The organism is Methanosarcina sediminis (genome assembly GCF_052056915.1).
Taxonomy (GTDB): domain Archaea; phylum Halobacteriota; class Methanosarcinia; order Methanosarcinales; family Methanosarcinaceae; genus MTP4.
On sequence record NZ_CP195119.1, the window covers coordinates 4069985 to 4093130 of the forward strand.

19 protein-coding genes are annotated in these 23146 nt (G+C 42.2%); 12 read left to right on the forward strand and 7 right to left on the reverse strand.

Annotated features, from left to right (window positions below; all coding sequences use genetic code 11):
- Nucleotides 1-511: 511 nt before the first annotated feature.
- A complete protein-coding gene (locus ACSAZK_RS17805) occupies nt 512-3139 on the reverse strand; it encodes a DUF3656 domain-containing U32 family peptidase (RefSeq protein ID WP_440955347.1) in 2628 nt (875 codons plus the stop codon).
- 623 nt (nt 3140-3762) lie between these two features.
- Here ACSAZK_RS17805 and ACSAZK_RS17810 point away from each other — a divergent pair.
- The 3 genes from ACSAZK_RS17810 (at nt 3763) to ACSAZK_RS17820 (ending at nt 8538) form a co-directional block, all read left to right on the forward strand.
- On the forward strand, nt 3763-3948 hold the full coding sequence (locus ACSAZK_RS17810) for a CxxC-x17-CxxC domain-containing protein (RefSeq protein ID WP_440957062.1): 186 nt from the start codon (nt 3763-3765) through the stop codon (nt 3946-3948).
- Between the two features lie 512 nt (nt 3949-4460).
- On the forward strand, nt 4461-5186 hold the full coding sequence (locus tag ACSAZK_RS17815) for a flavodoxin family protein (RefSeq protein WP_440955348.1): 726 nt from the start codon (nt 4461-4463) through the stop codon (nt 5184-5186).
- Nucleotides 5187-5613: 427 nt separating this feature from the next.
- Nucleotides 5614-8538 (forward strand): PocR ligand-binding domain-containing protein, encoded by a 2925-nt coding sequence (locus tag ACSAZK_RS17820; protein ID WP_440955349.1) that lies wholly within the window; start codon nt 5614-5616, stop codon nt 8536-8538.
- 426 nt (nt 8539-8964) lie between these two features.
- Here ACSAZK_RS17820 and ACSAZK_RS17825 read toward each other — a convergent pair whose 3' ends face one another.
- Complete coding sequence (locus ACSAZK_RS17825; RefSeq protein WP_440955350.1) at nt 8965-10251, reverse strand: ATP-binding protein; 1287 nt, start codon at nt 10249-10251, stop codon at nt 8965-8967.
- 376 nt (nt 10252-10627) lie between these two features.
- On the opposite strand from ACSAZK_RS17825, the gene ACSAZK_RS17830 reads away from it, so the two are divergent.
- Together ACSAZK_RS17830 and ACSAZK_RS17835 are read left to right on the forward strand one after the other, a co-directional pair.
- Nucleotides 10628-11263, forward strand: a complete 636-nt coding sequence (locus tag ACSAZK_RS17830) for an undecaprenyl diphosphate synthase family protein (RefSeq protein WP_440955351.1) — start codon at nt 10628-10630, stop codon at nt 11261-11263.
- 523 nt (nt 11264-11786) lie between these two features.
- The gene (locus ACSAZK_RS17835) at nt 11787-13076 is read left to right on the forward strand and encodes a hypothetical protein (protein WP_440955352.1); all 1290 of its coding nucleotides are present in this window, start codon (nt 11787-11789) and stop codon (nt 13074-13076) included.
- Nucleotides 13077-13418: 342 nt separating this feature from the next.
- On the opposite strand, the gene ACSAZK_RS17840 is transcribed toward ACSAZK_RS17835, so the two are convergent.
- Nucleotides 13419-14135 carry an SAM-dependent methyltransferase gene (locus tag ACSAZK_RS17840; RefSeq protein ID WP_440955353.1) on the reverse strand — a complete coding sequence of 239 codons (717 nt, stop codon included), beginning with the start codon at nt 14133-14135 and terminating at the stop codon, nt 13419-13421.
- A gap of 248 nt (nt 14136-14383) precedes the next feature.
- On the opposite strand from ACSAZK_RS17840, the gene ACSAZK_RS17845 reads away from it, so the two are divergent.
- Nucleotides 14384-15211 (forward strand): TrmB family transcriptional regulator, encoded by an 828-nt coding sequence (locus ACSAZK_RS17845; RefSeq protein WP_440955354.1) that lies wholly within the window; start codon nt 14384-14386, stop codon nt 15209-15211.
- A 220-nt stretch (nt 15212-15431) separates the two neighbouring features.
- Here ACSAZK_RS17845 and ACSAZK_RS17850 read toward each other — a convergent pair whose 3' ends face one another.
- On the reverse strand, nt 15432-15842 hold the full coding sequence (locus ACSAZK_RS17850; protein WP_440955355.1) for a hypothetical protein: 411 nt from the start codon (nt 15840-15842) through the stop codon (nt 15432-15434).
- A 114-nt stretch (nt 15843-15956) separates the two neighbouring features.
- Between ACSAZK_RS17850 and ACSAZK_RS17855 the strand changes: the two genes are divergently transcribed.
- From ACSAZK_RS17855 to ACSAZK_RS17875, 5 genes are all read left to right on the forward strand, one after another.
- Entirely contained in the window at nt 15957-16220 is a 264-nt protein-coding gene (locus tag ACSAZK_RS17855; RefSeq protein ID WP_440955356.1) for a type II toxin-antitoxin system HicB family antitoxin, read from the forward strand.
- Nucleotides 16207-16371 (forward strand): type II toxin-antitoxin system HicA family toxin, encoded by a 165-nt coding sequence (locus ACSAZK_RS17860; RefSeq protein ID WP_440955357.1) that lies wholly within the window; start codon nt 16207-16209, stop codon nt 16369-16371. The genes ACSAZK_RS17855 and ACSAZK_RS17860 overlap by 14 nt, the downstream gene beginning before the upstream one ends.
- Entirely contained in the window at nt 16368-16646 is a 279-nt protein-coding gene (locus ACSAZK_RS17865) for a type II toxin-antitoxin system HicB family antitoxin (RefSeq protein ID WP_440955358.1), read from the forward strand. The genes ACSAZK_RS17860 and ACSAZK_RS17865 overlap by 4 nt, the downstream gene beginning before the upstream one ends.
- Nucleotides 16647-16864: 218 nt before the next feature.
- Nucleotides 16865-17083, forward strand: a complete 219-nt coding sequence (locus ACSAZK_RS17870; protein ID WP_440955359.1) for a type II toxin-antitoxin system HicB family antitoxin — start codon at nt 16865-16867, stop codon at nt 17081-17083.
- Nucleotides 17084-17308, forward strand: coding sequence for a type II toxin-antitoxin system HicA family toxin (locus ACSAZK_RS17875; protein ID WP_440955360.1), 225 nt, complete (start codon nt 17084-17086; stop codon nt 17306-17308).
- A gap of 554 nt (nt 17309-17862) precedes the next feature.
- Here ACSAZK_RS17875 and ACSAZK_RS17880 read toward each other — a convergent pair.
- The 3 genes from ACSAZK_RS17880 to ACSAZK_RS17890 all read right to left on the reverse strand — a co-directional run bounded on the left by ACSAZK_RS17880 (nt 17863) and on the right by ACSAZK_RS17890 (nt 21501).
- A complete protein-coding gene (locus ACSAZK_RS17880; protein ID WP_440955361.1) occupies nt 17863-18075 on the reverse strand; it encodes a hypothetical protein in 213 nt (70 codons plus the stop codon).
- A 120-nt stretch (nt 18076-18195) separates the two neighbouring features.
- Nucleotides 18196-20223 carry a HEAT repeat domain-containing protein gene (locus tag ACSAZK_RS17885; protein WP_440955362.1) on the reverse strand — a complete coding sequence of 676 codons (2028 nt, stop codon included), beginning with the start codon at nt 20221-20223 and terminating at the stop codon, nt 18196-18198.
- Between the two features lie 423 nt (nt 20224-20646).
- Nucleotides 20647-21501: a hypothetical protein gene (locus ACSAZK_RS17890; RefSeq protein WP_440955363.1), complete on the reverse strand. Its 855-nt coding sequence runs from the start codon at nt 21499-21501 to the stop codon at nt 20647-20649.
- A 588-nt stretch (nt 21502-22089) separates the two neighbouring features.
- Here ACSAZK_RS17890 and ACSAZK_RS17895 point away from each other — a divergent pair.
- A complete protein-coding gene (locus tag ACSAZK_RS17895) occupies nt 22090-23037 on the forward strand; it encodes a pentapeptide repeat-containing protein (protein WP_440955364.1) in 948 nt (315 codons plus the stop codon).
- Nucleotides 23038-23146: the final 109 nt, after the last annotated feature.

Sequence of the window (23146 nt, forward strand, 5' to 3'; positions counted from 1 at the left end):
GGTGTATCGGTATCGGCAAAATTCTGAGTAATCCGATATATTTTATTTCCTGCAGGGCTTGTTTTTTGCTCCAGCCCCCGGAGAAGCTTTGGAACGATCGGCTTTCTGGTCCCCGAACTCTCAACGGTCGTGCCTGCATAACCGGCATTTTCGAAAAAGTTCATAGACAAAGACGTTTTAATTTTACATTGCCAACTTCACGCTTCTTATCCTGGCACCCAAATATGCTCAATTCTTATTTCATTCCTTCAGCTATGTATGCTTAATAGCAAACGTTTGCTTTTTCTTTTCAGTCCTGAAAAAGCCCGTTCTGCGCACGGTGACAAGAACGGTTTGAGACAGCTATTCCGGTAATTTTGGAACAGGTCTAAACGATCAACTTCTCCGCTTCCCTGGAATCAGAAATCAGAAATCAGAAACTATCAAAACAATCCGGGATTTGCCTGAATAGTTTGAATGGTCCCTATGCCGGGTTAAAACAATATTCGAAGGCCTGCGCCCTGAAAACCCCTTAAATTCCATGGAAATAATGACCTGTGCTGTACTCCACATCCGCGTATTTCAGTTTCCCTTTCTTGCCTTCAAGGGCCAGGCTGTATGCCCTGACGATATCCTTTATTTCCTTTTCGCCATTCAGGGTGAGGTCCAGCCTCAGAACATCCGCACCGCTCCCTTTCAGGCCCTTAATGTACTTCAGCATGGAAAGGACTTCCGAGTTGTAGATAAGGGTCCGGGTGCCCCAGCGCTTAACCGGGAAGCTCCTATCCTGCCGGTCGAGGAGCTGCACTTCACTTCCGGGTTTGAGGACATTCCGGTCAATGAGAGGTTTGAGGAGGTCGTTTTCCGTTATGAGCAAGAGTTCCCGGCCGTGGACCGTAAGCTCGATTTCTTCGGTTTTTCCGCAGGCTTCGAGGGCCTCGCAAACGGCCCTGATTTCTTTCATGTTCAGTTCGCTTGAAAGGCCTACCCTGTAGGCTCCGGCTTTTTTGAGGGTGTCGACCGTAAATGAATTAAAAGGAGTCAGGTCTTTCCGGGCGACAAAGGGGATTCCCAGTTCCTTTGCGAGCTGTATGGTCCCGAAGTCGGAACAGGCTACAGTGAAGCCGGCTTCTTTCACAGCTCTCAAAAGGGGGGTGAGAGCTTCCATTTCCCGGTCATGGGCAATCAGCGGGAGGGTAAAAACGATTTCAAGCCCTTTCTTGAGCAGGAACTTCAGTCTCTTCCGGTATTCAGGAGACCTCAGCTCATGGAAGCTTTCGATTGGGATATAAACGATATCCGCCTTCCCTTCCACTGCCTGGAAGAGGCCTTCCGGGCTGTTTACCTCGACACTCAGTCGCAGGCTCTGCGGGTTTTTTGCGGAAGTGGAACTTTCGGACTCTGTTGGCTTTGCGGAGGCGGTCCCGGAAACTTCTGCCTGGGTATCTTCTGCTCCGGAAACTTCGGCTTCGTTTTTGTACAGGTGGGCAAGGTCCGAAAGCTGCGGGTGTTTTAGCTCTTTTTTTCGTATGCCCGTTGACTTTTCCAGCAGCAGTTCCAGAGCCTGCCGCCTTGCGCTTTTGAGGGCTCCGACGGGGATGAAGATTTCTTCGTCGGCTTCTATCTTGATGGTCCCGACGTCGTAAGGGGTTTCTCCGAGCTGTTCCATTGCTTTCCTGATCGCCTCTTCTATGGTTGGAGATTTTTGGGCTGGCTGGACAACGTACTCGTCTTCAAACTCCACGAAATCCACGGAGTCCACGTAGTCCACGGGACTTTCTCCGGAACTTTTTCCTGGAATTTCGCCAGGGCTTTCGACTGTGACCTTAAGCCGCTCGCCTTTCCTGGCTGTGACCCTGATGTTTACGGGCAGGGGTTTTACTTTCATCTCCTGCAACCCTTCCAGAAAGCTCCTGTCGGTTGAGAGGAACACCTCGTCCTGGGGGTTGACGACTTCTCCCGTTTTGAAACTGATCTCAAGGGTTACTTTTTCCCCTTTCTTTGCCCTTTCCACGTGCTTTCCGTTTTTCGAGATGATGCCGTTTACCAGGGACCCGAGCATCCCGGTTTTGGTATTGACCCGGGTGTGGATCCCGATTCCGTCGTTCACTTCGATTTCTTCATGGAGGGTGAGGGTTATCCGGCCGTAGGGTTTGGAGCGGACGACTTTTTCGACTTTGCCGAGGTAGACCCCGTAATCCGAGCCGTATTCGAGATGGGCGACTGCCCGGTCCCCGAGGATGAAGCCTTTCGTAAAGCCCCGGCTGAAGAGTTTTGCAAGTTCCTTTTCTTTCTGTGCAAGCTCTTCCGGGCTCAGGTATTTCCCGCTTTTGCAGATCCGCTCGACTGCTTCTTTGTAGATTTTCGAGCTGCCTGTTACGTATTCGGGCTTTTTCATCCGGCCTTCGATTTTCAGGCTTTCGACTCCGCTTGCTACGATTTTGTCCAGGCCGGGAAGCGTGCAGAGCTCGGCGCAGCTCAGGGGATATTCTCCCCCCATGATTTCGGTTTGTGGCTTTCCGTCCACGAGGGTGTCGTACTTCCACCTGCAGGGCTGGGCACAGGCTCCCAGGTTTCCGCTCCTGTCACTTACGAAACTGCTGAAGAGGCACCTGCCCGAATAGGAGTAACAAAGGGCTCCGTGGACGAAGACCTCGACCCCAATCTTCGAAGAGTCCACGATGTCCCTGACCTCGGCAGTGCTGAGTTCCCTTGAGACAATTACCCTTGAAGCCCCGAGTTCTTCCACAAAACGGACCCCTGCCTTATTGTGGATTGTCATCTGGGTGCTGGCGTGCAGGGGCAGGTCCGGGAAAGTTGCTTTCAGGAGCCTGAACAGTCCAGGATCCCTGAGGATGATTGCGTCAACGCTGGCGGCATAGGCCTGGTCTATTAAATCAAGGGCAGGCTGGAGCTCGTGTTCCTTTATTGGGATGTTGAAAGCGAGATAGACTTTGACTCCATGGGAATGAGCCTTGTCGATAGCCTTTTCGAGTTCCCTGGAACTAAGGTTCTTTGCGCCCCTCCGGGCGTTGAATTCTCCAGTCCCAAGGTAAACGGCATCGGCTCCGCCTTTAATGGCGGAAAGGAAAGCGTCGTAATCCCCGGCAGGGGCCAGGATTTCCGGAGGGCAGTGGTTTGCGGATGTTTTCTCGGACATGTTAAATCGGGGTTTTTGGAAATAATGATTTTTTTCTGCTTCCAGGTGTATGCGTACAGGCGGTGTTGATGATAATAAAAATCAGGTTATTGGAGCTTAATGGTGTTTTTTAGCATAAAAAGGGGTGGTTCTATATTATTTTATCCCAGCCCCATCCGGGCGCCGATTGTCTTATGATTGGTGTTTTTTTCTTTAATCAGGGAAGTATCGGTGTCGGCAAAATTTTGGGTAATCGATATATTTTATGCCTTTGTGGGTTTGTTTAGTTTGCTTCACTCTCCGAAGTAACTTTTGAACAATCAGCTTGCAGGTCCCCGGGCCCTCACCGATCGAGCTTGCGAGACTGGTTTTTTCAAAAAAGTTTATAGATAAGATGTTTCATGGATAAGACGTTTAAATTTAATATGAGCAAATTCGCGCTCATATAAAGCGTTCCCAATCTAAGAGTATATGCATATTTGTATGGAAATATTTATATATTTTAAACCCAATGAATGGGTGTTGAAAATAAAGAGACGTATAATAAGCTGTTGTTAAAAACCAATTTTTGTTTTTATCAAAGAGTTCTATACAATCTTATTTTTAAACTATCAACTAACAAACAAAACAAAGGTGAAACAAAAATGGCTTTTAATGACAGAAATTTCAGAGGAAATAATAATTTCGGCGCTCCCAGAGAAATGCACAAGGCAACCTGTTCAGACTGCGGTGTTGAAACCGAAGTACCTTTCAAACCTGACCCTGAAAGACCTGTTTACTGTAGGGACTGTCTTCCTAACCACAGGAAACCCAGAGAAAACAGGTACTAAGTGTTCTTTGTGTAACTTAGGTTACATCAACACTTATTTCTTTTCTACTTTTTTTAAATACATCCTGAGCTCGGAATATACTTTTTTCTTAACCCGGTAGTCGATCTCCTCGACCTCATCGTTTCTCATCGTTTCTCATCGGAGCTGTTCTTAGATAATCAATCAGATTCTCAACCTGGGGTGGCTGTTATACTGGCCACAGCAAGCTCGGCCAGTTTGAGTTTTTTCACATTCCGGCCTTCACCAACGGAAAACAAAAGTAAATCCCGTATGATTCAGGGGCATGTTATTGTATTTGGACATGTGAACTTATGATGTAAATTTTGATACTTTCATATAAAAAACGTCTTTATATTTTGATGCAATATTTTACATGGGGGCTTTTTTTCATTTCAGTCAGATCCGCAGGAGAGATCCGTAATGTGGGGAGCCTGGAATGATTGTGCTTTGATGCGAAAAGGTATCAGCCTGCCCCTTGCTGAAAGTGGTTGAGGTAAAGGGGGAAATTACACATGAAAGTTCTGGCAATAAACTCCAGTCCCAATATGGATAAAGGCAACACGGCCCTGATATTGAATCCCTTTCTTGAAGGGATGAAAGAGGCCGGGGCAGAAGTAGAACTCTTCTATACAAGGAAGCTCAATATCAATCCCTGTACCGGGGAGTTTAACTGCTGGCTAAAGACACCGGGTAAATGTTACCAGAATGACGACATGAACATCCTGTATCCCAAAATCGATGAGGCTGACGTTATAGTCTTTGCCACTCCGGTTTATGTGGATGGGGTCACAGGTCCGATGAAGAACCTGATTGACAGGATGCTTCCCAGGGTAGAACCCTTTTTCGAGCTGCGCGACGGGCACTGCCGCCATCCCGTGCGCGGGGGACCGAAGGCCCTGAAATTCGTGCTGGTTTCCAACTGCGGCTTCTGGGAAAAGGATAATTTTGATCCCATGCTTGTGCACATGAAAGCCTTTTGCAGGAATGCATCCGCCGAGTTTGCAGGAGCCCTTCTGCGCCCTCACGGGGGAGCGATGCCTGCAATGCTTGAAATGGGGGAACCGATAGGGGACATTTTCGAGGCCGCAAAAGAAGCAGGCCGCCAGCTTGCAAAGGGGCAGCCGATGGCGCAGGAAACCCTTGACACCGTTAGCCGTGAACTCATGCCGAGGGACATGTACGTGCAGGTTGTAAACCAGTACTTTAAGCAGTGCCTGGAAGCCCCGGCGAAACAATAAAAGCAGAGCGTTTCCTTCTCTATTTTATTTTTTCTCCTTACTGAAGGCGGGATAAATTGATAGGGATACCTACTAAATGGATGCCTATCTTAATTGCATCACTATGGTTTTTGGAAGGGTGCGGCTTTTTCGAACGGGACTTACCCGGTTGGAGAGTTGAAAGCCGAAACTTGCTTGCAAAGCAGGAAACTGCGCAAATCCTATATACTTTGAATTTTATAAAAATGCGAAGATAAGATTTAATACATTCCGGGATTGGCTTAATTATCTGCTTTCCTGAAAAAGAGATTCTGGAAAATGCCATGCTTAATGCACCAGAAATCTATAATAGTTCTCGAGTCTCAGGAGCCACGGAATTGGTGGTGCTCCCGGATGATTAAGCATGAACTTACAACATTGCCCTTGCTGCTTTGGAGTCGGGTGTGGGATGGGAGAAAAACTGAGAAAGTCCGGTATTGATGTTGTTGGGGATATTCCCTGGGAAACGCACTTCTGTCAGCTCTACCGGACAAAAAAAGATTTAATGGACGTGCTTATTCCATATTTTAAAGCGGGGCTGGAAAATAATGAACTTTGCATGTGGGTCATGCCCCAAATCCTTGAAGTAGAAGAGGCAAAAGAAGCCCTGAAGAAGGCTGTTCCTGATATTGATGCTTATCTGGATAAAGGACAACTTGAAATTATTCCCTGCACTCACCGGCATGTAAAAGAGGCTGACGTAAAAGCTGATGATGTAAAAGAAGATGTTTTCGATTCGGAGAGCGCCTTAAGCAAATGGGTTGAAAAACTCAATGAGGCCCTGGCAGGTGGTTATAACGGATTAAGGTTGGGCGGGAACACTTTTCGGCCGGGCAAAAGAGATTGGAACGATTTTATAGGTAATGAGGGAAAAACGGTCCCTGGCGATAGAAATTACCGGATGATATCCCTATGCACCTGTTTCCTCAACAGTCTCGACGCAACAGGGATAATCGATGTGGTCGCAAACCATCATTTTGCTCTGGTCAACAGGGATGGAAACTGGGAGCGGATGGAAAGTTCCAGACACAAAAAGGCTGAAGAGACAGCCACTCATACAGCCACTCATACAGCCACTCATACAGCCACTCATACAGCCACTCATACAGCTGCTCAAACAGCTACCCAAACAACTACTCAAACAGCTACTCATACAGCTGCTCAAGCCACAGAAAAGCAAGCATATGAGGCGCTGTGCCGGAGAGAACAGGGCATCAGCCTGAAGTCGGAGAGCATCCTTTCACCTGCTCAAGAGACGGCTAACCTGGAGCTTGCCGATATCGTTGATACCCATGCGATCCAGTCCCTTATGGATGATTTTTATAAGCTTGCCCACATTCCCATGAGCCTGGGGGATCTCAAGGGCAATATTCTGGTAGGCGTCGGATGGCAGGAAATCTGCACCAGATTCCACAGGGTTCACCCCGAAGCCTGCAAACACTGCATAGAAAGCGACACAAAGCTTGCAGCGGGCGTTTCCCCGGGAGAGTTTAAGCTGTACAAATGTAAGAATAACATGTGGGACATAGCAACCCCTCTCATTGTGGGCGGCCAGCACGTAGGTAATATCCTATCAGGCCAGTTTTTTTTTGATGAAGAGCCCCTGGACTATGAGCTTTTCCGGGCTCAGGCAAGGAAATACGGCTTCAATGAAGAGGAATATATAGCAGCGCTTGAAAAAGTTCCGCGTTTGAGCAGGGAGGCTGTGAACACAGGCATGTCCTTTTTCATGAAGCTTGCCCACATGTTCTCACAGTTAAGCTACAGCAATATCAAGCTGGCCCAATCGCTGGCGGAACGCGAAGTCCTGGTGGACGCGCTCAGGAAGAGTGAAGAGCGATTCCGGACTCTGGCTGAAAATTCTCCGGACTTAATTGCCCGTTATGATGGACAAAGCCGCCATATGTATATCAATCCTGCTGTTGAGGAAATTTCTGGCTATCCTCAGGAAGAAATCATCGGGAAGACCTATAGTGAACTGGGAGCAGATCCGGAGATTGCGAAGTTCTGGGAAGGGCATCACCGGAATGTTTTTGCCACAGGGAAACCCGAAACAGTAGAATTCCAGTATACATCACCCCAGGGAAAGGAATACTACTTTAATGCGCGAATAGTGCCGGAGTTTGTTGACGGGGAAGTTTCCTCCGTTCTTGCTATTTCCCGGGATATTACGGATAAAAAAGAAGCGGAAGCCAGGTTGAAAGAAACCCTCGATAATCTGGAGGAACTGGTTGAAGAGCGGACCAGGCAGCTGGAACAGGCTTATAAGTCGCTGAAAGAAAGCGAAAAAGGCCTGGCGGAAGCTCAAAGAATGGCTCATATCGGAAACTGGAGCTGGAATATCAAAACTGATGAATTGTTCTGGTCTGATGAGGTTTATCGTGTCTTCGGACTAAATCCGCAGGAATTCAAAGTAACTTATGATTTGTTTTTAACTTATGTACACCCCGAAGATCTGGAACGCCTGCTTAATGCTATTAATGAAGGCCTGAACGGGAGACCCTATGATGTTGATTACCGGATTATCCTGGCTAATGGTGAGGAGCGCATAGTCCACACAGAAGCAGAGATTATTTTTTATGAGGGAACTGTCCCTGTTCAAGCAAAGGGAATAGTTCAGGATATTACCGAGCGCAAAATGGCTGAAGAAGCCATGGAAAAAATGGAGAAATTCCGGATAAAAGAAATCCACCACCGGATAAAGAATAACCTGCAGGTAATCTCCTCACTACTCAGCCTCCAGGCAGAAGCCTTCCGGGACAGGGACGTGCTTGAAGCCTTCAAAGAAAGCCAGAACCGTGTATTTTCAATGGCTCTCATCCATGAGGAGCTCTACAAAGGAGAATCCACGGATACCCTTGATTTTGCAGCTTATCTTCGGAAGCTGACTGCAGACCTTTTCCGTTCATACAAATTGGGAAGTGACAAAATCAAACTGAAGCTGGACCTTGAGCAGGTTTATCTTGGCATGGATACTGCAATACCTCTTGGCATTATTGTAAACGAACTGATTTCAAACGTTCTGAAGCACGCTTTCCCCTCCGGAAGCGGAGGCGAAATTCACGTAAACCTCTGCAAAAATGAAAGTTTTGCCGCAAACCATGCCAGTCCCGGCCCGGGTCCCTCCTGTGAGGATAAAAAGGGCTTCCATTACCTGCTCACAGTAGCGGACAACGGAAAAGGCATCCCTGAAGATATAGAGTTCCAGCATGCGGATTCCCTCGGACTCCAGCTGGTAAATATTCTTGTTGAACAGATAAATGGCTGTATAGAACTCAAAAGAGAGCACGGAACAAAATTCGCGATCCGGTTTAGCAATATACGTGACATATAAATGTCCCGGGTATAGTCTTACTTTGTGGATTTCAATCCCTCTTCAGACGGCTAAACCAGGAAAACCAGCCGGATGAAATTCCCGCTGCAGAATACTTTTTAAAGTATAAAACCAGTAGCAGATCATTCATTTAACTGTACGTTCAGGAAGTTTTGACTGGATAGTATGAGTATCGGTATTGGCAAAATTTTGAGTAATCCGATACATGACATATTTTATGCCCCTGGGGGTTTGTTTACTTTGCTTCACTTTCCGGAGCAACCTTTGAACAATCAGCTTGCAGATCCCCAGGCTCTCACCGGTTGAGCCTGCGATGCCGGCTTTTCCAAAAAAGGTAATGGACAAAAGCATTTGACAAAAAAGTTCAAATTTGATATTTCCAGCTTTGAGCTCAACGGCCCGTATCAGAAATTTGAGCCATTTCAGTCACTCGGTTCCCAGGATCCATTTCCATAGGGGGACATAACTGATTCCATCTTCTTCTTTTTCGAGGTTCTTCGTGAGCAGGACCAGCCTGGAAACCCTGTCCCCGAAATGCTCTTTGAATTCTAGCAGGGCATCGATTTCTCCTGCCCTTATGCGGTCCGTATAACTGCAATTTATACCTGTAAGCATTTGATCCCTGCCTTTTATGACAAAATCCACTTCTCTTTTTTCTTTCCAGTAAAAGAATTCCGCTTTTCTTCTCTTCAACTCTATAAAGGCAAGGTTTTCCGCAAGCCTCCCTTCGTCGGCGGAAAAGGTGAATGCTACTGAATTCCGGAGCCCGTTGTCTATGCAGTAGACCTTCCTGGGCATTTTGATTGAGATCGAATCTTTAACCGAGTAGGAAAAGAAGTTCAGCTGGTAGATGAGGTAGGCCTGTTCCAGGTAAAGCAGGTATTCTTTGAGGCTGTTTACGGAGAGCCCTGTGGCGTTTGAAATTTTCGAATAGCTCAGGAGGGTGGAGACGTTTGCCAGGGAATAATTCGCAAGTTCGATAAGTTTCGCACTTTCCCGGATTTTCCGGCCCACGACTATGTCCCGAAGGAGGATGCTGTTGAAGTATTCGGTTAGCCGAAGGTGGTTGATGTCCGAATCTTCCTCCAGGACGACTTCGGGAAAACCTCCTTTGAAGAGGTATTTGTTGAAATGGTGCAGAACCTCGTTTCCCTGGACGTCGGGGTCTTTCAGTTCAAAGCCCACGAAATCCAGGTACTCTTCAAAGGAGATGGGAAAGATGTGCTGTGTGATCATCCTCCCGGTCAGGAGGGTTGCAAGCTGGTCAGAGAGCATGGTACTGTTCGAACCGGTTAGCATGAATTTGATTTCTTCTCCGTAGAGGTCGTAGAACTTCTTGACCCACTGTTCCCAGCCTTCGATGTTCTGGATTTCATCCAGAAAGATGTATTTTCTCCCTTTCGGCGCATGTAGCTCGATATACTCAGCAAAGATGCGGTCGAGTATCCCTATGCTTTTGTCCTCGAAAGGTTCGTCAAGGTTGAAGTAGAGGATATTTTCAGGTTCCACTCCCTGCCCGATCAGGTAGTCTATTGCCTGGTACATCAAAGTCGACTTTCCGCACCGCCTGACCCCGGTTATGCAGACGACCTCCCTTATGTCCAGAAGCTTCAGGATCTTTTCAAGGGTCCGGGGACGTGAGATCCTCTTTTTGGATTCAGGGACTTTGCCCTCTGTCCACCAGGGGTTCCACATCTTCATGAGCTGCTTCATAAGGAAGTATTTGTGTGGCGAGTATTTATATCTTTCATTATAATGACGATTTTAGCTGTAAATATCATCATTATAATGATGATTATTGATTAAAACACCATCATCATAATGAAGGTTATTTAAATGAAAGTGGATTTTTGAGAAATCGGATTAAAGGTGAAATGAAAATTCATTAATGAAAATGCATTAAAGGTACAAAACATCAAAAAGTGTTTTTTTATGCTATATATTTAAGAATCATGCTGGAAAAGCGCTATAAATGGTATTCGAAGTTGTGCATAAAATTCATCTACCGAATCCAGATGAAGATTATTTATAACATTTTTAAGCAAAGAGATAGGGGGGTAATTTTCTGGAAATACCGAAATTTAAGAGATTGCCAAAACATATTGCCATAATACCGGATGGTAATAGAAGATGGGCTCTGGCTAGAAGGCTGGAAAAACATGAAGGATACAAATATGGAATAATTCCAGGCCTGGAAGTATATGATATATGCGTGAAAGCTGGAATAGATGAAGTTACTTTTTTTGGATTTACCCAGGATAACACAAAAAGGCCTCAGGTTCAAAGAAAAGCTTTTGTAGACGCCTGTATCAAATCAGTTCAAGAGATTGCTAAACGTGATGCCAAAATACTTGTAGTAGGGAATACCGATTCAGATATCTTTCCAGAAGAGCTGCTTGAATATACAAAGAAAACTAAAGTTGGGGAGGGGAAAATAAAGATAAATTTTTTGATAAATTATGGCTGGAATTGGGATTTAAAGTATGCATTTGATAACCCTTCGGATAATAAAAAATTGGAAGAAAACATTGCATCGGCAGACATCCCAAGAATAGATTTACTTATTCGCTGGGGAGGAAGAAGCAGGCTCAGTGGAATGCTCCCAATCCAGACAGTATACTCAGACATATATGTAGTTGATGAAATGTGGCCGGATTTTAAGCCAGAAAACCTGTATAATGCACTGGAATTTTATCAAGACCAGGATATTACATTAGGCGGGTGAACTGCTGCATGTTAAAGCAGTGCGGCTTCCTGGCTCATACCTTTCTACAATGAGAATAAGTCTCCAGGCTCTATTTTCTGTTCCAGAGGTGCAGATTGATTCTTTCCTGTTTGGGCTGTTTTGGAATTAAAGTGAAAATCTGTAGACCGAATCTGAATTTCAAGGTTCTGTGAAAGGAAGCTGCTAAATATGAAAACAGATTCTCTTCCTACTCCCAAATATTTTATATAGATTCGCACTCCATATTTTACTAGCGACAATTGCAAAAAATAGTGAAATTTAAGCAGGTTTGTTACAAAGCTTTCTTCCTAACATAATTTCAGAGTATAAATTTGTTTCAGGATAGGGTCATTTGTCCCTGTATTTCGGAATTATTTAATTTCGCGTTGTATCAAGGTTTGCGTTAAGTTCACTATAGCCACTCTAAATGGTGCTGCATTATTTTGCATGTTTGCGATTCATGTCTCAAAATCAGCAACAATGACTGAAATTTACTGATCAAGAGATTGGTTGGGGGTAATGAATGAAAACCAGAAATAGACTGTACCCAATAGTTGTAGCTTTATTCCTTTTGCCTTTCATATGCGCAACTGCGTCCGCTGAGATGGCACAGGGAACAGAAACTCAGATAACCACAGATGAATCAGAGCAGTTTCGCCCTGCTATCTGCGGTGATACGATAGTGTGGACAGATGATCGCAACGGAAACTACGATATATATATGTACAATCTCTCAACTTCCGAGGAAACCCGGATAACTACAAATGACGTATTTCCGGAGGATTATTCTGCTATCTATGACAACAAGATAGTGTGGACAGATTCTCGCAATGAGAACTCTGATATCTATATGTACGACTTCTTCACTTTGACTGAAACCCGAATAACCACAAGTGAATCTGACCAATTCTGGCCTGCAATCTATGGAGATAATATATTGTGGATAGATTTGCGCAATGGAAACGATGATATCTATATGTACAATCTCTCCACTTCCGAAGAAACTCAGATAGCCACAAATGAATCGATGAGCGATGATCCCTTTATTTATGGGAACCGGATAGTGTGGGAGGATGATCGCAATGGATATCCAAACTTCGATATTTACATGTACGATTTAGCCACTTCAATGGAAACCCAGATTACCACCAATGAATCAGTTCAGAGTTATCCTGCTATTTATGAAGACAGGATAGTGTGGCAGGACGATCGAAATGGAAACTACGATATTTACATGTACAATCTCTCCACTCAGACGGAAACTCAGATAACTGCAAATGAATCTGACCAGAAGTTCCCTAAAATCTATGGGGACAGAATTGTCTGGATGGATAGTCGCAATGGAGGAAGCTGGAGTAGCTGGCCCGCTGACGGAAACTTTGATCTCTACATGTATGATCTTTCAACTTCCAGGGAAATTCAGGTTACCAGCAATGAGGCATATCAGGGAGATCCTGAGATATATGATAACAGGATAGTGTGGACAGATGGTCGCAATGGAAACCAGGATATCTACATGTTTACTCTGGCTCCTGCTGTTGAGCTAACACCTCTTGATAGAACGAACGATCTCAAAGCCTATGTAGAAAATACTCTCTCAAGTAACATGGGGACGAAAAAAGCTCTTATCAGAGATCTTGACGAATCGATAAGTTTCCTTGAAACGGGTAAGGACTCAGAAGCTGTTCTCTCTCTTGAAGCTTTTATTAATCTCGTTGACAGAATGAATAAATTCAACAGAATTTCTGCTGCTGAAGCGGATTATATGATTACGGAAGCAAGGGGAATTATCAACCAGATAAATGCTCAGTAAAACATTTAATTTTTGAAGTGAGGAAATATTCTATTTTCAGGATCATTTCCTCTAATTTTTTACCATTCCCTAAGTGTTAGTTTTCAAAATATCCTATACTGGACCGCTGAATATTGAATGAAAGCTTTTTTTCATTTTCTACTTCATTTGAAATATATCTTTCCTGCCGGCGGTCTGCTGGAATCTCCCTTGAATACATTTGTTATGAAAAGGATAAAAAAGTGAAATTGAAAGTGAAATTGAAAACCCCGTTATTTTGCAGCTTTATAAGGGGCACTTTGCGGGGCTTCTTTAGATTAAGTGATTCTTTTTCCTCTCGTGAGCTCCTCTCCGGATTTTGAATCATAACTTTGTAGCTATGATTGAAACCAGATTAAAGTAGTTTCCACCTTCAGCTTCCATCATTCCTATATCCCTCCGAGCATATTCGTTATCACACAAAAGCCAATCCTGCCAGGATTCTTTTAAGCAATTTAACTCTTTGTATTCTTTAATACTTACCAAATCGGAGTTTTTCCATAAATTACACCACCAATCACCTGAGTGTAGAGTTAAAGTCATATCATCACACCAGTATGGCACCAATTCTGCTGGAACTCCATTTGTAAATTCCTGCTTCAAGCCCGGAACTGCAACTGCGATTTGCCCTCCTTTTTTTACGAGTGGAGCAAAATACTTTGTCAAATAATCTTTTTCAACCCCGAAATAGTGATAGGCATCTATACTGATAGCAGCATCAAAAAATTCATTTGCAAAAGGCAAATCGTGGGCTTCTGCGTGTATTGGTATTATTTTATCTTCCAGTCCCATTGACTTAATTCTCTCATAGTTATCTGTCGCACTTATCCAGAGATCAGTTGCAAAAACTGTAACATCATATTCTTTTGCCAGGAATATTGAGGTCAGCCCTCTCCCACATCCAAGGTCAAGTATTCTCATGCCTTTCTCAAGCTTCAAGGATTCGGACACTTCTTCAAGAACCTTCATTGCGTTTGGTCCCATCATGTTTTCTTTAACAAAATCAAAATCGTATCTGTTACTTTTTGTAAACGTCATCATGACCACTTTTCGTTATTCTATTCCAGATTATTTCATGGAGTTTGTTCCATAGAATTCTTTACATGTTCAGTGTAACCTTTGCCACGTATCGTTCTTTTATTCGAACTAATGTATTCAGTCGGTGTAGCCTTTAACTTAACAACTTCACTTTCATATGCTAGAACCTTTCATATGCTTGAACGATAGTATTAATATCGTTCAGAAAGATAACCGTTTTACTCTACAATAAACTGAAATGCAGTGAAAAGATGGATGAAAAATTACTTGCAAAAATCGGATTGAACAGGTATGAGAGTTCAGTTTACCTGACACTCCTAAAACAGGATTCTATGGAAGCAAGCAAATTATCACATGCATCGAAAGTCCCTATAGGTAAGATCTACGAGGTTCTCAAAGCCCTCAAAAACTATGAGCTTGTCGAAATCCTGCCGTCACGGCCGCAGAGATACCGGGCGGTTGATCCTGAAAGAGCATTTAAGCTCATGTACAAAAGAAAAGAGGAAGAAGTACTCAATGAGCTCAAAATGCTTAAAGAAACATTTGATGAAATCGAAAGGGAACTTTGCAACGACAATTCGCCACAAAATGTTGAAACTGTCTTCTGGCCTGACAGGTTCCGTAATAATGAACTGGATGAAATGGTGGCTTCGTCTTTTGAGAAAATCGAGCATGAAATATGTGTTGTAATCCATAGTAAGTACAGACCTGGAAGATCGGAGCTATATGATTCCGCGGTATCCACCTTTGCCAAAGCTTATTTGAGTTTGGTACCGCGCGGCGTAAAAGTTAAAATGTTGGACCCGGGATCACAGCTACTGCCATCTTTAAAAGAGCTTATTAATTCGATAGAAGACCTGTCATTTAGACGCAATGTTAAGGACCTGATGGAAGTAAGAATTTTAGAAACCGAATACAATTTTGTAATCATTGATTCCAGGATAACCCTGCTCGATATTGAAGACCAGTTCAATACGGGTAGAAACCTCGGTATGACAAGAATATATGATGAATCATATGCAAAGCGATTCAAGGCAAAATTTGATGAACTCTGGAAAAAGGGTGAATTGTTTATCTGACATTCATTTCACAAGACCCGCTAAACCTTGAAGAAAAGCGGGGGGAGTATGAAGTTTTGCAGGCTGCTTGCCTGTGAGGGGATTGCAGAGGAGATGTCTGCTGAAATCTTTACCCGAATACGTTTGTTAAGACAAAGTTAGGAAAAAGGAAATTGAAAAACCGTAATTTTTGCAACTTTAGAAGGAGCACTTTGCAGGGCATTTTTCGGATTACTCGATTTTATTCTTTTACCCTCCTTGCTAAAAAAGTAGAACTGTCTCCAAGATGAATTCTAAATTCGCCTTCCAGTACATCTTTTTCTTTCATCCTGACCCAACCACTACCCGAGGCGGGGTCGCACTCATCATTTCCTTCCCAGGTAAATTCGAACCTTTTGCCATCAACGTAATCAACAACCCTCCCGTCGATATCCCCATAAACCAGACCAAATTGAAAATGCCCCAGGTTGTCTGGCTTTATCATAATATAGGCCTGAACTTCCATATTGAAATAGTCTTCATCCCACATTTCCATCTCATAAATGTGCCATGTTCCTGTGAAGTCCATAATTTTGGCTCTTCCCCCTATAATCCATTCATCTAAAATATATTTCATCGGTCGTCGGGCTGCTTCAATCATCCCCGAATCCATTTCAAGAAGCCTGAAAAATCGACAACTAAAAAACTTTAGTTCTCTTATCCACAGAATCTATATAAGATTTAAACAGCATAAAACTAGATATACCATTTTCGGACAGGTGTAATCATGCTTATCCAGTATATCCAGGCAGCCCTTGAAAAAGCTGGATACGAAATAATTGATAATAAGGAACCCTATTACGGGGAGGTTCCCGAACTTGAAGGTGTATGGGCTACCGGCGAGACCCTTGAAGAATGCCGCAGAAACCTGGAAGAAGTCATCGATGAATGGATTATTTTCAGGTTGAGGAATGGACTGCTTCTGCCCCGGATTGGAGAGCATATTATCAAAGAACCGGGAAACATCGTGATGGAAAATGAAAGTGCGTGAGGTTATAAAACTCCTCGAAGCCGATGGCTGGTATCTGGTCGCTACGAGAGGCAGCCACCGGCAATATAAGCACTCGAGCAAACCAGGCCGGGTAACAATCGCAGGTCATAGCCGAGATGATCTTGCTCCGGGGACATTGAACAGTATATGAAAGCAAGCTCAGTTGAAAATGGAGGATTGATCATGTACCGTTTCCTTGTTGTGATCGAAAAAGCAAACAACAATTATTCAGCATATTCCCCTGACCTTCCAGGCTGTGTAGCTACCGGCTCCACCCGGGCTGAGGTAGAACAAAATATCCATGAGGCTATTGAAATGCATGTCCAGGGACTGCTTGAAGACAATTTGCCAATTCCGGAATCGGAATCCTTTGCTGAGTATGTAGCTATTGCTGAAAAACCTTCCACCAGCTCAGAAGCTGTGTAAATCCCAATTCAGTTAAAATATATTTTTTCGGTTTGCGGGCTGCTTTGATCTGATCCTCTCCCGCTTCCGCCTGTCCGAATTCGAGCGATATAAATCCCCTCCGAAAGTATTCAGCTAAGAAGCGTCAGTTCCTATTTCGCTCATTTTTTTCTTTCTTCAATCCCCCTCAACCAACTCTACCCATAGGAATTTAAGCAAAAAGCCTTATAATCGATATTATGAGGTTCAAAATTATCCTTGAGGAAGACGAAGAAGCCGGAGGATTTATTGCCAGCTGCCCCGGCTTACTAGGCTGTTTTTCGCAGGGGGATACGGCTGAAGAAGCTATCGGAAATATTAAAGAAGCGATTCAGGCCTGTCTGGAATCCCTCGCAGAAGATGAACTGCAGGAATGCATAGGGAAGTCATCCTGCAGAGTGGTTGATGTGGTTGCTTGAATGTCCGGACTTCCTGTAATTTCCGGGATGCAGGCGATTAAAGCCTTTTCTAAAGCTGGCTGGTTCCCTCACCGGCAGGTGGGAAGCCATGTTGTCCTGAGGAAGAAAGGTTCAAAAGTCACTTTGACTGTTCCGAAGCATAAGGAACTGAAACCGGGCCTTTTGAGAAAGTTGATAAAAACTTCAGGACTTACGGTAGAAGAATTCGAAGCTCTTTTGAAGTAAGGTTTGTGGTTTGGCCATTTTTTGGATTATATAGAGTTTTTCCAATCCCATAGCAGTTAAGATATATTTTTTCGGTCGGTGGGCTGCTCCAATCTGCCCCTCCCCCCGCCTCCGCCTATCCGAATTCAAGCGATCGAAAACCCCTCCTCCGGTGATTTTCATTTAAAAGCAGTAAGTTTCCCTCTCGCTCATTTTTCTCACCCGAGTTTCGCTTCGGGAGCACGAGGTCCGTTTCGCTTCGCTCAAGCGGACTGAGAATTTTTCTCAACTTGGCAAGCTGATCTCTGATACTGGCTCCCTCGGGGCTGCTTTTAGAAAATCAATACGACCTTTTGCGTGGAGTGTTTTCGAATTGCAGTGGTACATTTTTCTCTCGATCTCATTTCAGTTAAAATATATTTTTTCGGTCGGTGGGCTGCTTCGATCTAACTCCTTGGAACCGCTTGTCCATGATCCCCTTCAATCTATCAATATGGAAAAGGGTTCTCTATCGAATGAAGTATTCCATTTCGAAAAAAGGTAGTCACTCTTCAGAAAATTCCCAAAACTCTGTATTACATTCTGTTTTTTGCGTAGATTACTAGGATTAGTATTGCAAAAGCAGGTAATCCCAACCAGGCAAATCCAGGCATTGTTATTGGATACCCAGCGATACTTCCTGTTTGTGGACTTGTTAAGAATTTTAGTAAAACAATCAAAGAAAGAAATCCACCAGCGATTAAGAACATCCAAACAACTAAGGTTAAGGAATCATCATCCGAGTACATAATCTAAATACATATTTACAATATTAAATATTTTTGATCTGTTGGTGATATATAATTTGCATTTAGTGAAGAGTTGAGGAGCATATGGCAATATCTTGATTATCGCTTAAAATATGACGTTCAAAAAAGGTGATCTTTTATTTTTTTGACCAATGTTGTAGATAAGCTTGAAAGTTTAATTCCATCATTCCCTTGGATTTTTCCTTCAATCTCTCCTTTTTCATGGTCTGAAAACTTCTGGATAGGTATCGTTTTAGTAACTTTCATTCCATTGCCGTAGAAGTCTGCCCCAAGAGATATTGTGAGATCTGTGTGAGATTCCGAAATATAGATAATAATATCATCAAGCTTTCTCTCCATTGAATCTATTTTTTGTTCCATACATAATTTAGGAATCAATGGAACGAGGGTAGCCACCATCCCATACTGCTTTGCCAAGTCTTTCTGCTCCCTAATTTGCTGGATTCTATCGAAAATATGCTGATTTGAAGGTACTATGGGAATACTCGATTCTAAAGCAAAAATAAGGTTTTCGACATTCCAGCTCATCTCTTCCTGACTCCCAATCTCCCATTTCTGAACTTCCCGACTGACAGCACATGCAATTTCTTCCGTATCAGTACCTTTAGATTCCCGGCACGCGGTCTTTGCTTTCTCCTGGATTTCTTCGAGGAGGGATTTTAGTTTTCGATCGAGGATGGGAAGGCCTTTTCTCATTGTAGCTGTTGCAAAAGGTGCTGCTTCTTCGGCATCTCTCATGAGTTCTGCTGCATGCTCACAATATTTTCTATAGAAATTAAGCTCACCTTTCATAGCATTTAAATCCATATTTTCTGCATTCTGGACTTCTTTTAATGCTTTAGCAAGGTTTTCAACAGCCTCAATGAGCATTTTTTTATTTTCCGATCCCTCTATAGCATTCTTTGCATCTTCAAGGTACGTTTTTAGCTCTTCATTTGCTTCGTTTTGTTCCTTGAAAATTATTGTGTGGAAGGAGCGATAAAAGGGTAGACAAAATTGAGCAGGGTTAAATGAAGTTGAAACTTTTGCAGCTTCTTCAAAAAACTTAATGGCGCTTTCTAATTCTCTTTTATAATCTTCTTCATTTTCAGTCTGTGATGCCTCATAAATTGAAACCTTTCCAAGGGAGTAATTTGCATTCATTTTCACTTCCCTTGATTCATCATTTGTGAGACTTATTAAATCGTTCTTTGCTTGAATTTTATCTGGAACAGCCGAATATGCATAACCTATGGAGTAAGCTACATTAAGTCTTATGTGCTTATTTTCTTCCGATTCGAGTTTGTGTAAATCATCCCAAGCCTGCTGTTTATTGGGAGTTCCTGAATTTATAGAGCAAAGGGCGAATGCCACACCTTCCTTAATATATTTGTCCTCATCTTTTGCTAATCGGTGCAGATCTTCCCATGCCTGTTTCTTATCTGGACAATTTGATAAGACAAATTTAAGTGCCAATGCTGCATTTCCTCTAACAATTGCACTTTCATTTTCTGTAAGCTTATGTATGTCTTCCCACGCTTGTTTTTTGTTAGGCACTTCTAAATAAATATGTCCAAGGGAAAATGCTGAATTCCTTTGCACCTCTTGGTCCTTGTGTGTCATGAGATTTATTAAGTCGTCCCATGATTTTTGTTTGTCAAGGACATGCGGTAAAACAAGAAAAAGGGTAAATGCTGCACTTCCTCTTACAGAATTTTCTTCATCATTCAAAAGGCGTATTAAGTCATCCCAAACTTCTCGTTTATTAGGAATCTCTGCAAAAGTAAGATCAATGAAAGTTGTTATGCCTGACCTAACATCACTATTTTTATGGTTTACACGTTTATGTAAATCCTCCCATGCTTTTTTCGTATTTGGAACATGGGAGAAGGCATAAGCGAGAATATTTGATGTTGTACATATCAACTCTTTATCTTCATAAGTCAGGAGTTCAATCAAATCATTCCATGCTTTTTGTTTATCAGGAACATGGCGGAAAACATCTATTAAACACTCTGTTACATATGACTTCACATAGCCATTATTTTCGGTAACTGTAAATTTCACTAAATCTTGCCATATATTTTGTTGATCTGAGATTATTTTAAAATTCTTTTTTAGTTCTTTCAATGCTTCCCTACGTTCCATCGGGTCGGAACTTGAGTATTTTCTATAGAATTCCTCTTGACCGAACAAATAACTGCACCACTATCCATTAACACCTTTAAAAAATAAAACAATTCCCATTTGTTGTTCAAACATTTATCAAGTCAATTAAAATATATTTTTCTGGTCAGCGGGCTGCTCCAATCTGCCCCTCCCCCCGCCTCCGCCTGTCCGAATTCGAGCGATCGAACCCCTCTCCGGCAATGTTCTTTAAAAGCAGCAAGTTTCCATCCCTCTCATTTTTCGCTTCCCTCTATACCAATTATGTAAAAATATATTTTTCAGTTGAGGGTTTCTTCACTCTGAATCTTTGGATACTCTTGCCTATGGAGAATGATAAAAAGTCAAAAAATTAAGTGTTTTTTGATTTATGGAGCTGTAGTTTACACTTTTAATTATTTCCATTCATTTGTATATCTTTAAAAACATATTCTTTATTATTTCTTTATATTTGTTCCAAAAAATATCATATTTTATAGCTAAAAACGCAGATATGAGCATAGTTGTATCTAAAAACGCAGACATGAACATATTATATGGAAGTAATATTGACATATGGTCAACAATGTAAAAGGTTGTTACTACAAAAGCTATGAAATATACTGCCTTAGTTATATATACGACTAATTTTGCCTTTTCATCTGCATTTCTTTCGATAGTCACGAGGAGTTCTTTCCTATATTCTTGTAGCTTCCCCTCTAGCTCTTTTTCTTTTGTATTGTTTTTAATCTCACTTTTTTTGTCGTCTTCAGGATTTTTTTGAATCTCACTTCCCAGATTAGTGGATTGAAAATGTTCAAACATTTCAGGTGCTGTCAACTCTATGAATTGATTATCAGGGATGTTTGGATTAGAATCAAACCAAATAAATTGTTTTCTAAGCTTGTCAGATAGTTTTTTCAATCCAGTAGGAGTATTTTCATATTCTATGTACCTTGTGTGGGAAATATCAAATGGAGCAGGGATTCCATTCTTTTCTTTTATTAAAGTGGTTCCTGGTTTTATTGCGTGTCTTATACCTAGCTCATAAAATACGTTAGGATTTGGATAAGTAATGTCAGCTACCACATAATCGGATTTAATTATTCTTTTAAATATATCACTTGTAATTCCACCAGGGGCTTCAACATCGTCGGAACGTATTACCTCTAAATCAGGCCTTGAATTTAAGATTGCTTCTTTAATTAAATCATCATATCGAGTTCGAAGTTCTTCAGCAGTGATGCTCAACTCCCCATATTTTTGGTCGCCTATTGCCATTATAACAAAGCAACTCTTTTTCATGTTTCAGTAATCACTTTTAGCTAATTTAACTTTTTCTAAATTTGTGGCTTCATTCTGGGTTTTTCAAAAAGTTCACCTACTATACCACATAATAAAGTCTTCCATTTAGCCATTACATCTTTCTGCCATTAATTTCGATAACCGTTTGGCTCTTTACTTCTATGGTAGGTAGCTTATATTCAAGTCCTAAATCTGAGAAAGGCACATTTAATCATTAAATATTATTTTATTATAATTTAAAACTTTTTTTAATATTCATGCATTGAAAAATTCTGTTAGTTTCAGCGGATACTTGGGGATTTCCCAACCCTTCAAGTGTTTTCGAAGCAGGAGATAATGTAACCTCACAAAAGCCCTCTGAGGAGAAATCTCAGGCACACAAAGGATAACACAAACACCCACTCAAAAAAATGGCTTATAAGGGCTGTGTGAAAGCTGGATTTTTTAAGTAAAGAAAAAACGTAGTTGTTCAGTTACCTTTGCTCCTAACTTATTTTTCTGTTACACTCAATGCTGATAATTTTCATATTGGCTAATATAAAAATCATTCATTTTGTGTTTTGTATGAAAAGTGATGAGATCCTATTTTTACGTCGCACTCTCATATCGATAAAAAATTTGTTTCCAAAAATACTTCTGTACATCTTTGTTCCAGCTATTATTTTAATAGTTTTATGGAAAGTTCCTCAATTACAGGTGTCACATCTAAGTGGCTCACTTGATGGTCCCGCAGAAGCTGCCGAGCTAGAAAACAAATTCCGGTTAACTATTGCTCAGATTTTAGGAGGAATGGCATTACTGGCTGGACTTTATTATACGCATCGACGTATTACAGCAATTGAAGAAGGACAGATTACAGAGAGATTTACGAGAGCTATTGAGCAGTTAGGGAATAAAGGTCTGGAATTTAGATTGGGCGGGATCTATGCTCTTGAAAGAATAGCAAATGAGTCGGAGAAAGACCATTGGCCTATCATGGAGATTTTGACTGCTTATATTCGGAAGAACTCTCCCAATATTAATATAAATAAGGATGAAAAAAGAGATGGTGAAAAATTATCAATTGATATTCAAGCGGTACTTGATGTTTTAAGAAGAAGAAACAGAGAACATGAGAAGAAAGAATTTCGGGTACTTGATTTGAGTGATACTTATTTAGAGGGGGCTAACCTTGAATGGGCTAACCTTGAATGGGCTAACCTTGAATGGGCTAACCTTAAAGAAGCCAACCTTAAAGTGGCTAATCTTAAAGGAGCTAACCTTACAGGAGCTAACCTTAAAGAAGCCAACCTTAAAATGGCTAACCTTGAATGGGCTAACCTTGAAAGGGCTAACCTTGAAAGGGCTTACTTTAATTTGGCTAACCTTACAGGAGCTTACCTTGAAGGGACTAACCTTACAGGAGCTCACCTTGTGGCTTTCCTTGAAGGGACTACCCTTACAGGAGCTAACCTTACAGGAGCTTACCTTGGGGGGCGCTTGATTTATCACTCGAACAACTTTTGGAAGTGAAAAGTCTTTATGCAGCTAAATTAGATGAAAAGTTACTGAAATCTCTAAAGGAATCAGATCCATCTCTTTTTGAAAAAGTCTCTGAATAAATCGTTAAATTGGTGATATA

Excerpts from the sequence above, each read along its gene's own strand:
- ACSAZK_RS17805 (WP_440955347.1), bottom strand. The coding sequence starts at position 3,139 with ATGTCCGAGAAAACATCCGCAAACCACTGCCCTCCGGAAATCCTGGCC.
- ACSAZK_RS17810 (WP_440957062.1), top strand. The coding sequence starts at position 3,763 with ATGGCTTTTAATGACAGAAATTTCAGAGGAAATAATAATTTCGGCGCT.
- ACSAZK_RS17815 (WP_440955348.1), top strand. The coding sequence starts at position 4,461 with ATGAAAGTTCTGGCAATAAACTCCAGTCCCAATATGGATAAAGGCAAC.
- ACSAZK_RS17820 (WP_440955349.1), top strand. The coding sequence starts at position 5,614 with ATGGGAGAAAAACTGAGAAAGTCCGGTATTGATGTTGTTGGGGATATT.
- ACSAZK_RS17825 (WP_440955350.1), bottom strand. The coding sequence starts at position 10,251 with ATGAAGCAGCTCATGAAGATGTGGAACCCCTGGTGGACAGAGGGCAAA.
- ACSAZK_RS17835 (WP_440955352.1), top strand. The coding sequence starts at position 11,787 with ATGAAAACCAGAAATAGACTGTACCCAATAGTTGTAGCTTTATTCCTT.
- ACSAZK_RS17840 (WP_440955353.1), bottom strand. The coding sequence starts at position 14,135 with ATGATGACGTTTACAAAAAGTAACAGATACGATTTTGATTTTGTTAAA.
- ACSAZK_RS17845 (WP_440955354.1), top strand. The coding sequence starts at position 14,384 with ATGGATGAAAAATTACTTGCAAAAATCGGATTGAACAGGTATGAGAGT.
- ACSAZK_RS17850 (WP_440955355.1), bottom strand. The coding sequence starts at position 15,842 with ATGGATTCGGGGATGATTGAAGCAGCCCGACGACCGATGAAATATATT.
- ACSAZK_RS17855 (WP_440955356.1), top strand. The coding sequence starts at position 15,957 with ATGCTTATCCAGTATATCCAGGCAGCCCTTGAAAAAGCTGGATACGAA.
- ACSAZK_RS17860 (WP_440955357.1), top strand. The coding sequence starts at position 16,207 with ATGAAAGTGCGTGAGGTTATAAAACTCCTCGAAGCCGATGGCTGGTAT.
- ACSAZK_RS17865 (WP_440955358.1), top strand. The coding sequence starts at position 16,368 with ATGAAAGCAAGCTCAGTTGAAAATGGAGGATTGATCATGTACCGTTTC.
- ACSAZK_RS17870 (WP_440955359.1), top strand. The coding sequence starts at position 16,865 with ATGAGGTTCAAAATTATCCTTGAGGAAGACGAAGAAGCCGGAGGATTT.
- ACSAZK_RS17875 (WP_440955360.1), top strand. The coding sequence starts at position 17,084 with ATGTCCGGACTTCCTGTAATTTCCGGGATGCAGGCGATTAAAGCCTTT.
- ACSAZK_RS17880 (WP_440955361.1), bottom strand. The coding sequence starts at position 18,075 with ATGTACTCGGATGATGATTCCTTAACCTTAGTTGTTTGGATGTTCTTA.
- ACSAZK_RS17885 (WP_440955362.1), bottom strand. The coding sequence starts at position 20,223 with ATGGAACGTAGGGAAGCATTGAAAGAACTAAAAAAGAATTTTAAAATA.
- ACSAZK_RS17890 (WP_440955363.1), bottom strand. The coding sequence starts at position 21,501 with ATGGCAATAGGCGACCAAAAATATGGGGAGTTGAGCATCACTGCTGAA.
- ACSAZK_RS17895 (WP_440955364.1), top strand. The coding sequence starts at position 22,090 with ATGAAAAGTGATGAGATCCTATTTTTACGTCGCACTCTCATATCGATA.